10 protein-coding genes and 1 tRNA gene are annotated in these 10,826 nt (G+C 43.5%); 6 read left to right on the top strand and 5 right to left on the bottom strand.

All coding sequences use genetic code 11. The annotated features are described in order from the left end of the window. Positions 1–64 precede the first annotated feature (64 nt). Both L4D78_RS15980 and L4D78_RS15975 read left to right on the top strand, forming a co-directional pair. Positions 65–149 (top strand) — tRNA-Tyr (locus L4D78_RS15980). Positions 150–395: 246 nt separating this feature from the next. Continuing rightward, complete coding sequence (locus L4D78_RS15975; protein ID WP_428467846.1) at positions 396–2,105, top strand: response regulator; 1,710 nt, start codon at positions 396–398, stop codon at positions 2,103–2,105. On the opposite strand, the gene L4D78_RS15970 is transcribed toward L4D78_RS15975, so the two are convergent. Continuing rightward, on the bottom strand, positions 2,102–3,058 hold the full coding sequence (locus L4D78_RS15970) for a glutathione S-transferase family protein (RefSeq protein WP_428467845.1): 957 nt from the start codon (positions 3,056–3,058) through the stop codon (positions 2,102–2,104). The two genes, L4D78_RS15975 and L4D78_RS15970, sit on opposite strands and share 4 nt — an antisense overlap. Positions 3,059–3,323: 265 nt before the next feature. Here L4D78_RS15970 and tpx point away from each other — a divergent pair, with 265 nt between their 5' ends. The 3 genes from tpx to grxB all read left to right on the top strand — a co-directional run bounded on the left by tpx (position 3,324) and on the right by grxB (position 5,519). Next, on the top strand, positions 3,324–3,821 hold the full coding sequence (gene tpx / locus L4D78_RS15965) for a thiol peroxidase (protein ID WP_428467844.1): 498 nt from the start codon (positions 3,324–3,326) through the stop codon (positions 3,819–3,821). Between the two features lie 167 nt (positions 3,822–3,988). Further along, positions 3,989–4,795 carry an exodeoxyribonuclease III gene (gene xthA, locus L4D78_RS15960; protein ID WP_428467843.1) on the top strand — a complete coding sequence of 269 codons (807 nt, stop codon included), beginning with the start codon at positions 3,989–3,991 and terminating at the stop codon, positions 4,793–4,795. A 73-nt stretch (positions 4,796–4,868) separates the two neighbouring features. Continuing rightward, a complete protein-coding gene (gene grxB, locus L4D78_RS15955) occupies positions 4,869–5,519 on the top strand; it encodes a glutaredoxin 2 (RefSeq protein ID WP_428467842.1) in 651 nt (216 codons plus the stop codon). Between the two features lie 79 nt (positions 5,520–5,598). Here the strand turns inward: grxB and L4D78_RS15950 are convergent, their stop codons facing one another. From L4D78_RS15950 to L4D78_RS15935, 4 genes are all read right to left on the bottom strand, one after another. Continuing rightward, the gene (locus L4D78_RS15950) at positions 5,599–6,276 is read right to left on the bottom strand and encodes an ABC transporter permease (protein WP_428467841.1); all 678 of its coding nucleotides are present in this window, start codon (positions 6,274–6,276) and stop codon (positions 5,599–5,601) included. A gap of 3 nt (positions 6,277–6,279) precedes the next feature. Next, positions 6,280–7,017, bottom strand: coding sequence for an ABC transporter permease (locus L4D78_RS15945; RefSeq protein ID WP_428467840.1), 738 nt, complete (start codon positions 7,015–7,017; stop codon positions 6,280–6,282). Positions 7,018–7,122: 105 nt separating this feature from the next. Then, positions 7,123–7,899, bottom strand: coding sequence for an ABC transporter substrate-binding protein (locus L4D78_RS15940; RefSeq protein ID WP_428467839.1), 777 nt, complete (start codon positions 7,897–7,899; stop codon positions 7,123–7,125). Between the two features lie 99 nt (positions 7,900–7,998). After that, on the bottom strand, positions 7,999–8,769 hold the full coding sequence (locus tag L4D78_RS15935; protein ID WP_428459755.1) for an ABC transporter ATP-binding protein: 771 nt from the start codon (positions 8,767–8,769) through the stop codon (positions 7,999–8,001). 304 nt (positions 8,770–9,073) lie between these two features. Between L4D78_RS15935 and L4D78_RS15930 the strand changes: the two genes are divergently transcribed. Further along, on the top strand, positions 9,074–10,774 hold the full coding sequence (locus L4D78_RS15930; protein ID WP_428467838.1) for an ABC transporter substrate-binding protein: 1,701 nt from the start codon (positions 9,074–9,076) through the stop codon (positions 10,772–10,774). Positions 10,775–10,826: the final 52 nt, after the last annotated feature.

Below are 10,826 nucleotides of genomic sequence, written 5' to 3'. Positions count from 1 at the left end.
TTACTCGTAAGAGTGGCCAAACAGTTTTCTGGCTTTTAAAGCCAAACAATTAGCAACACCCCGTGGAGGGGTTCCCGAGTGGCCAAAGGGATCAGACTGTAAATCTGACGGCTCTGCCTTCGATGGTTCGAATCCATCTCCCTCCACCATCATTCAAGCCAGTAGCGCAAGCTACTGGCTTTTTTTCGTCTATAATTTATTCACTTATCACTATTTCATCTCCCCTCTACCACCGAGGAAGAATAAATTAACACTAATATCAATAAGATCCGTAATTTGGGCGTTCATTGTGTAATGGGAAAGTGTTCTCTTCACTATTCATAGAATTGGATTTGTCTAGTTTCATTAATGCCAACTAGAATACAACTAGATGCATAACAAGTTGGAATAAGGACATGCCTACAAAACCGAACTTTTCTGCAAATGAAAGCTGTATAGAACTCCAACCAATTAAGGTACTGGTCGTTGATGATCAGCGTGCTGCTGCTGCATTGATCAAGGGAGTTCTACAACATATCGGTTTGAAAGACATCGACATTTCGCTTGATCACCACAATGCCATCGAAAGCTGTAAAAAAAACTGCTATGACATTCTTTTCGTTGACTATCACCTTGATGGGGCACTTAACGGCAGTGAACTAGTCAATCTGCTGCGCAGGCGAAAGTACATTACCTCACACTGCGGCCTGATCATGATTTCAGGCGACAACTCAGCAGAAGTGATCCTGACCAGTATGGCTGTCGAGCCTGATAGCTTCATGACAAAGCCGATAACCACCCAAACCATTAAGAAAAAGTTATTAACGACTCTTAATAACTGTGCTCGGCGCCAACCGATTTATGAGGCGATTGAATCTGATGGGCTCGATACTGCCATTGAGCTATGTTGCAAACAGCTGCAACAATATGGCTACAACCATAAGCTAGAAGGCTTATTGCTTGATATGATGGTCACTAACGGCCAGTGGGAGCAAGTCGAACGCTATACCCATATATTGCTCAAAAATAATCCGTCACCAAAACTTTCTCTGATTGAAGTCAAAGTACTCCACCATCAAGGTAAATTGCAGCAGGCGATAAAAAAACTGGAGCAATTAATTGCCCGCTCCCCTCTTAATATTGAGCTATATGATTACCTGGCTACATACCAAGCTGAAGGCAAACTTTATTACGAGGCGCTCGAAACCGCAGAAAAGGCATTAAAGCTAACCCCAACTATCAGCCACCGTGCCCTCAAGGTTGCTCAGCTCGCTGCGAGCTTAGAACGTATGGAGCAACTCACGAATTCAGGTAAAACGCTTGCAAGCCATTTACCCATCATTGATGTTGAATGGATCATCTGTTTTGCCGAATACACAGCTATCTTTGAACAAGCTTACTATGGCCATTCATCAAAAAGTCTAAAACATGAGCTGAAGACTGCACTCAAAGGCATTATTCGACGAGCCCACTCACGCGTATTACCTATCCAGCAGCCTTTTTTAACCAGTTTCAGCCATATTATACAAGCGCGCTTGGCGCTTGCTAATGATCAGCCCCTTAAAGCCAAGCGAAGGATCCTAGTCGGACTTTCAACTTACTTTAACAAAATCACCAAGCTGCCATCAGTAATGATTGCCGATGCACTACCAGTGTTACTTCATTTCGGTGAAACCCAGCTGATTTCCGAATTAAATAATGCCCTATCACTTCGTGACCGTTTTGATGGGCATAGCAAAATAAGGCTGAATGAAATCAAACAGAACAAGCCGCTACTGGCGGGAATAAAGGTACTAGAAACCAAGCTTTCACAAGCTAACCAGCTACGTGAGGGCGACACAAGTACTGCTCTCAACCTCTATGAACAAATCCTCCATAATTACCCACTTTGTAGCGAAGCACATTTAGGCAGACTAGATTGCCTTAGCAGGCTGTGCACTGACGATACCGTAAAAATTAAAGCTAGCTTAAAGGCCATTACTTCGATGCCACTACCCGATGGATTAGAGCAATGGCGCAAGCAACTATTCGAAGATATGCAGACATTAAAAGCACCACCGCACCAAGCCAAAATAGTTCGGACTTACCAAGCCCGAACCCATCAGTTTCTATTAAATGCGAGCTAGTCACGCCCGTGGGGGGATAACAAATCCAACGCCGGCCCACGCGGCACGATCCCTGTTGGGTTGATCATGTCATGGCTGAAGTAATAGTGTCTCTTTATGTGATAGAAATCGACAGTGTCAGCCACATTGGCGTATTGATATAGCTCCTTCAGGTACCCCTGAAGGTTCGGATACTCAGCAATACGTTGTTTATTACATTTAAAATGCCCAACATATACGGCATCGAATCGAATCAACGTCGTAAATAACCGCCAATCCGCTTCAGTGATTTGCTTTCCCGCTAAGTAACGCTGTGATCCTAAATGCTGATCAACTTTATCTAATGCCATGAACAAGTTGTCATAGGCTTCATCATACGCTTCTTGTGTAGTCGCGAAGCCACACCGGTATACACCATTGTTGATATTTGGATAAATAAAGTCATTCCAATGTTCAATATCCGCCCGTAATGCTTCTGGATAGAAATCTTGCTCGTCGCCCGTTAACTGATTAAAGGCGCTATTGAACATCCGAATAATTTCTGAGGACTCATTACTCACGATGGTGTGTGTTTGCTTATCCCAAAGCACAGGAACAGTTACCCTACCGGTATAGTCAGGCTTAGCTTTGCTATACAGCTGATGTACGCAGGTAAAGTCATAAAGGGGTTCTGGTTGATCAAACTCCCAACCTTTGGTGCGCATATCCGGGCTCACCACTGTAACACCAATATGTTCAACCAAACCTTTTAGCTGGCGAAAGATCAATGTGCGATGTGCCCACGGGCAAGCAAGCGATACATACAAATGATAGCGGCCTGACTCAGCTTTAAAACCTCGCTGACCATCCGGACCAGCCCCCCCATCCGTAGTAAGCCAGCCACGAAAGCCTGCATCTTCTCGCACAAAGTTACCATTACTATCTTTGGTGTCATACCAGACATCTTGCCAAACACCCTGTACCAACTTACCCATCGTCATCTTCCTTATCTCGGTCCGCGAGCATCCCCACGTTGATTGTGTACTGAGTATAGAAAGTGGCTTCTTAAAAGTCGTTAAGCCGCAACTGTTGAAGATAATCAATAAATTCTAACAAGATAGTCATGCCTCATAAGCAGGGAGGTACGACCTGCGAAAGCTATGGTTATATTTATTATGCAACTATGTACAATACAAATACCCGCAGGGTATTTGTTATATAAATCAACTATATATAAACTAAAAAAAGGCAAGTAAAGTTATGACTCAAGTTACTTTTCAAGGAAATGCTGTAAACGTCGCCGGTACTTTCGTAGCTGTAGGTAGCCAAGCACCAGCTTTCACACTGTGTGGGGCTGATCTATCTGATGTTCAGCTTACCGATTTTGCAGGGAAGAAAGTGGTTTTAAATATCTTCCCAAGTATCGACACACCTGTATGTGCTACCAGCGTACGTGCGTTCAATGAAAAAGCAGCAAGCCAAGAAAATACCGTTGTACTATGCATTTCTGCTGACTTACCTTTTGCAACGGGTCGCTTCTGTGAAACTGAAGGTTTGAAAAACGTGCAAACCGCTTCTTTCTTCCGTGCACCTACTTTCACCCAGGATTATGGTGTTAACCTAGATGAAGGTGCACTACGTGGCCTAGCTGCACGTGCCGTTATTTGCCTAAATGAAGAAGGTCTAATTGTTCACAGCGAGCTAGTTAGCGAGATCACCGAAGAGCCAAACTACGAAGCCGCACTGGCAGCATTGTAAGTCATATTCCAATTCTTCTGATGCTTAAAAACAGCAGGAGCACCAATGCCATTAGCAACAGCTGATGGCATTCCTTGAATACCATAACTTCATGACTCTCTACTTCGTTGCGTCAATCGTTCTATGTTAGTATCGAAAAATACCTCCTTCAAAATACGATAAAAACAATGAAAGTAATCTCATTTAACATCAATGGTCTTCGTGCCCGCCTTCACCAGCTGCAAGCCCTGATCGACAAACATCAACCTGATGTTATTGGCCTCCAAGAAATCAAAGTTCATGATGAAGCATTCCCATTAGAAGCCGTCGAAGCCATGGGTTATAAGGTTTACCACCATGGTCAGAAAGCACACTACGGCGTGGCTATGCTGTGTAAGCAAGAACCCGTTGAAGTGCGTAAAGGCTTCCCGACGGACGATGAGGATGCTCAGCGCCGAATGATCATGGCAACGTTTGAGCAAGAAAATGGTAAAAAAGTCACCGTACTCAATGGTTACTTTCCGCAAGGCGATAACGTTAAGCATGAAACTAAGTTTCCAGCGAAAGAAAAATTTTATGCTGACTTAATGAGCTACCTGAACAACCACCATAACAACGATGAAGAAATCATCGTTATGGGTGATATTAATATTAGCTCGATTGACTTAGATATCGGTATAGGACCAGCCAATGCGAAACGTTGGCTAAAAACCGGGAAATGTTCTTTCCAACCGATTGAACGTGAATGGCTGAAAACCTTACTTGATTGGGGCTTTATTGATACTTTCCGTCAGCTACACCCAGAAACTGACGACCAGTTCTCGTGGTTTGACTATCGCTCTAAAGGCTTTGTCGATAACCGCGGCCTGCGCATTGATGTTGTACTCGCAACCCCATCGCTAGCCGAGCGCTGTACAGAAGCGGGGATCGATTATGAGCTACGTGGTATTGAAAAGCCTTCTGATCATGCCCCTATTTGGTCAACATTTAGCTAAACGTTATTTAGGGCATGCAGCTCTCCATCGCGTGCCCACCTTACTACTTGGGATATTACGACAAGGAATAAAAATGAAACTGTTTGTTTTTGATCACTGCCCTTTTTGTATCAAGGCAATGATGGTCGCAGGCTTTAAGGAAGCCGATATCGAGTTAATCTACCTGCAAAACCATGATATCGATGCTCGCATCGAAAAAGTGGGGGCAAACTTGGTGCCTATCCTTCAAAAAGAGGATGGCAGCTACATGGCAGAAAGCTTAGATATTGCAGCTTATATTGATGCACTAGATGGTAATCCAGTACTCACAGCAAGTCGCTACGAAGGTAATATTGCAGCTTGGTCAGAGGTTGCCCGTCCATTCAGTAGCCGTCTGCTATACCCGCGCTGGATGAAAGTCGAGCTTCCTGAGTTTGGCAGCCAAGCAGCGAAAGCATGGTTTACCAAAAATAAAACCGCCATGATTGAGCAAGATTTCGATGATGCATTTGCAAAATCTGACGAATACCTTGCTGGACTCAATGCATCCTTTGGTGCACTTGATTGGCTGGTATTACCATCAGAGCGTGACAACCGACTGAGCTACGATGATGTGAACCTATTCCCTTCACTGCGTAATTTAACCGTGGTTAAAGGTATTAAATTCCCAGCAAAAGTACGTCAGTATATTGATGAAGTAGCAGCCCTGACGGCAACCATACTTTATGACGACATTGCCGTTTAAAACCAAGTCACCTTAGCGTTTATGTCAAAAAAGCCCAGCAATTAGATTGCTGGGCTTTTTATTGATAAAACGAAGGCTGCTAAGACAACGGACGGAGATGACGCATCCAGCGCCCTTCTAGACGACGGAAACCCCATAGGATGATAAACGTCAGCAGCATATAGAATAAGCCAGCAAACAAATATGACTCGAAAGGCGCGTAATAGCGTGAATTCACAATTTTAGCGGCCCCGGTCAAATCGACAATCGTAACGATACCTGCCACAGCAGAGCCATGAAGCATGAAAATCACCTCGTTACTGTAGGCGGGTAATGCTCGGCGCAGTGCACTAGGTAAAATGATGCGACGGAACGCTTGCGCATCGCTCATACCATACGCTTTAGCCGCTTCAATCTCACCTTTTGGCATGCTATTAATTGAGCCTCGAACTATCTCTGCGGTATACGCCGAAGTGTTAAGCACAAAGGCGACCAATGCGCAAAACCATGCGTCTTGCCACATCGTTCCTTGCACTTCAATCAATTGACTTAAACCATAATAAATAAGGTACAGCTGGATCAATAATGGGGTGCCGCGGAAAAAATAGATAAATGCCCAAGCTGGGAGAAAGATAATTGGTGATTTGCTATTACGGGCAACGCCAATTGGCACGGCTACCACTAAACCAACAATAAGCGCAACGGCTACCATCCATACCGTGGTATATAATCCCTGCCAATAGATAGGCCATGATTCGGTTAAAATACTAAAATCCATAACTTACCTCGTATGAATACTGAATTTACGCTCGACCCATTTCAGGCCTGTTGTTGACAAGGTAGTAAACAACAAAAAGATAACCGCAATACTCATATAGAAAGTGAAAGGCATCTGTGTTGTGCCTGCGGCTAAAGCCCCTTTTCGTACCATGTCATCAAGTCCAATCACAGACACTAACGCAGTGGTTTTCAACAGAACGAGCCAGTTATTACCAAACCCAGGTAAAGCATGACGGATCATTTGAGGAAGTAGGATACGGCGGAAAGACAGAAAACCACTCATCCCATAAGCTTTACCCGCCTCAAGTTCACCTTTATCGACAGAAAGAATAGCCCCACGGAATGTCTCAGCCATGTATGCACCAAAAATAAAACCTATGGTCATAATACCCGCGACAAACGGGCTGATTTCAACATAATCAGGTAAATAAGATGTCCATTCATGGTTAGGATCAGAAGCAAAGTATGCATTTAATGCCTCATTAGCTCGGTAAAGACTGTCGTTTAACAACATTTGCCCGCCAAAGAAGATCAGCATCATTAGCACTAAATCAGGAATACCACGGATCACCGTAGTATAAAACGTGGCTATTGCTCTCGCCCACCGGTAAGGAGATAGCTTCGCTAGCGCTCCTAACATACCCAGAATCATGGCGAGTAATAGTGATAATAGAGCCACCTGCAGGGTAATCCATGCCCCTTCAATCAGTGACCATTCGTAACCTTTCAAATCAATCAAAAGGAAGCTCCTTATTACGACTTAGGAGAGTGATGCCAACCTAAAAACAAGACAGGGCTATTTAGCCTTCGCTAACTAGCCCTTGTAGACGCTTAAATCTTCGTATTACTTACCGTATACATCATAAGCAAAGTACTTCGCAGCAATATCTTGATAGATGCCTTTTTCACGAAGTGATGTAATAGCTTCATCAAGTTGCTTAGTTAAATCTTTATCTTGCTTACGTACCGCAATACCAAAGCCGTCACCGAACCATTTTGGATCCGTTAACGATGGGCCAATAAATTCATAGCCATCACCGCCATCTCGATTAAGCAAACCTTCTTCCAATGCAGAAGCGTCACCTAATACGGTTGCGATTCGGCCTGCTTTCAAATCAAGGTAGGCATCATCAAATGAGCCGTAACGCACAATCTCTACCGAGCCTGGGAAGTTATCAGTTAGATATTTATCATGTGTTGTTGCACGCTGAACGCCAACTTTCACCCCTTTTAGACCCTCTTTCGTAAAGTCGAGTTCTGTGCCTTTTTTGGCAACAAACTTATTAGGGATAAGGGCATATTTACCAGTAAAATCGACTCTTTTCTTACGCTCTTCGGTAATCGACATAGCAGCAATAATCGCGTCATATTTACGCGCGAGTAGTGACGGAATAATACCATCCCAGTCTTGAGCAACGACCTTACATTCAACCTGCATTTCTTCACACAATGCATTCGCCATATCAACATCAAAGCCTTTCAATTCGCCACTTGGCTCGGTCCAGCTGAAAGGAGGATACGCACCTTCAATACCAAAGCGGACAGTCTTCCACTCTTTAGCTTGTAGTGATGTTGCGCCTAAGGCTGAAACAACGGCAGCAGCCAAAATCCATTTTTTCATGTTCTACTCCTGATAAAATTGCTGTCTGTCTAAACAATATGGTGAAGCATGCTCATGCAGAGAGGTCACATTCTCTATTGATGCTTGTCACAATAAAAATTAATAAATTGATGAAATAAATTGTTGTAAGCGTTCTGATTCTGGGTTGGTGAATAATTTCGCAGGATCACCTTGCTCTTCTACTCGCCCCTGATGTAAAAACATGACTTGGTTAGACACATCGCGAGCAAATGCCATTTCATGTGTAACCACCAACATGGTACGTCCTTCCTGAGCAAGATCTTGCATAACCCCAAGTACCTCGCCAACTAATTCAGGGTCAAGCGCTGAAGTCGGTTCATCAAACAGCATCACTTCAGGATCGACCGCTAACGCCCTAGCAATGGCAGCACGTTGCTGCTGGCCGCCAGAAAGGTGCCCGGGGTAATAATTACGACGATCATATAAGCCGACTTTTTTCAAAATGGCTTCTGCGCGTTCAATAGCTTCTGCCTTTGGAATACCTAAGACATGCACTGGTGCTTCAATCACATTGCCAAGCACTGTCATGTGCGACCACAAGTTAAACCCTTGAAACACCATAGCAAGGCGTGAACGAATGCGTTGCACCTGTTTTTCATCAACTGGCAAGAATTCACCCTGCCGGTTGTTTTTCATTTTAATTAACTCACCCTTTACCCAAATTTCCCCTTGAGTAGGGGTCTCGAGTAAATTAATACAACGTAAAAATGTACTCTTCCCTGAACCGGAAGAGCCAATAATTGAAATAACATCACCACGGTGAGCCGTTAATGAAATGCCTTTTAAGACTTCATTCTGACCAAAAGACTTATGTAAATCCTTTACATCAAGCGCCACTTCACTTGCCATGTGCGCCTACTCCTGTATCGCCGTGAACTACTAATTTCAAGAAAATTTGCTATTCACTCATTCCCCTAATTTATGCATGATTAGGCATTAGAGTGATTGACTGTTTTCCGATTACTTCATCGAAGGTATCACCACAAATTGCAATAAGCAACATTTTGTTAACCTTAAAGCTCTGAGAATCAATAGTTAAATAGTGTGCATAGTTACTCAATATTACTTAACTTTTGCCATTTGATCATGCCGTAAACATCCTGTAGGTTAACGCCATAAAATTGCCTTTAAGCTAGCGATATGGAGCGAATTCATGCTTAGCTGTTTTTTTCGCAGAATAATCAACCAAGGAACCTTCTCATTACTCCTTGTTTCTGTTTTATTTTCTTCTTTCTGCTTCGCATTACCAGAAAACACTAAAACAACATCTGTTCTTACGGTTGTACCGGAGTATAAGGATAAAGTGATCGCAAACTTTAACCCTTTTTCCAAATCCAGTATGCCTACAACGCATGAGTTTATTTTTGAACCACTCATCGTCTTCAACACATTACAAAACAACAAGCCTGAGTACCGCCTTGCAACGAATTATCGCCTCGATAGTAATTTAGAAGGGATCAGTTTTACGCTTCGTGAAGGTGTTCTCTGGTCTGATGGAAAACCATTCACTGCTGATGATGTGGTTTTTTCATTTTCTATCGCGCAAAAATACCCAGAACTTGACTCACACGGCATAAATCCATGGGTTGAGTACATTGAAAAACGTTCCGACCACGAGGTGTACTTCAAACTCAAGAAACCTAATGCACTGGTTGCCTATACACTTGTCCTGTTGCCTATCGTTCCTCAGCACCAGTGGCAAGACGTGAAAGATTATATGCAATTTGCCAATGCAGAGCCTGTCGGTACAGGCCCCTTCACCGAAATTGCATCTTTGAATGAAGATGGGTATTTACAGTGTGCTAATCCTAATTACTGGCAGGCTGAAGCTCGTCATATTGACTGTTTACGTTACCCAAAAGTCACCAACAACGATGACTTTATCTCACGTATTTCAACTGGTGAGTTTGATTGGACAGGTAGCTTTATTCCCGATATTGAACGCCACTACGCGTCTTACTCGCCTAACTACCAATATTGGTTACCGCCGACCAGTACGATTAGTTTGATGTTTAACTTTGAAGCAAAAGATCCTGAAGTACGCGACTTGTTTCAACGTGTCGAATTTCGTCGCGCCGTCTCGATGTCAATTCAACGCCAACTGTTAATAAACATTGCTGCATTTGGACAAGGAGAGCCTTCGATCTTCGCATCAGGTATGAGTCAGCGCTTTAACAGCTGGGCTGATCCGATCGTAACCGAGCGGTATCTTCCTTACATGTCATATAATGCCAACCTCGCAAAAGATTGGTTAGATGTATTAGATGTTACCGATAAAAACGGGGATGGTTGGCGACAGTTACCATCAGGTAAGCCTTTGCAGCTGACGGTATTATCGCCGAATGGCTGGTCAGATTTTAATACGACGGCGTTACTTATTGCGGAAATGATGGAGCAAATTGGTATTAAGGTAACCCCTATTGAAAAAGATTTTACTCCTTTTGTTGAACGGCTAACGCTTGGGGATTATCAAATGGCATTAACAAATTACCCACAGGGCCCAACGCCGTTTAAGTATTTTGACAGTGCCTTCAACAGCACCTACCAATCACCACAATACCCACGCTATGCAATGCATTTCTACAAGAACACACGTGTTGATGAACTACTTACACAGTTTCCTATCGCCTCAAGTGCCCAACAACGACTCGCGATCATTCAGGAGCTCAATCAAATCATTGCTAGCGAGCAAGTGACTGTACCGCTGTACAATACCGTTCAATTCTATCAGTACAATACTGAGCGCTTTGAAGGATGGTTTAATGAAAATAATCCGGTCGCAAGTCCATTGGTATGGCCACAGAGACCTGAACGACTCATACACGTGTTATCGCTTAGACCCAAAAGCCGATAAACCTATATTGCATCTAGCATGAAAGAGAAAAAGCGAGCGCTTTACAGCCCTC

Origin of the sequence: Photobacterium minamisatsumaniensis (assembly GCF_050336695.1) — a bacterium.
Taxonomy (GTDB): domain Bacteria; phylum Pseudomonadota; class Gammaproteobacteria; order Enterobacterales; family Vibrionaceae; genus Photobacterium; species Photobacterium minamisatsumaniensis.
This window is presented reverse-complemented; position numbering and strand designations above follow the sequence as displayed.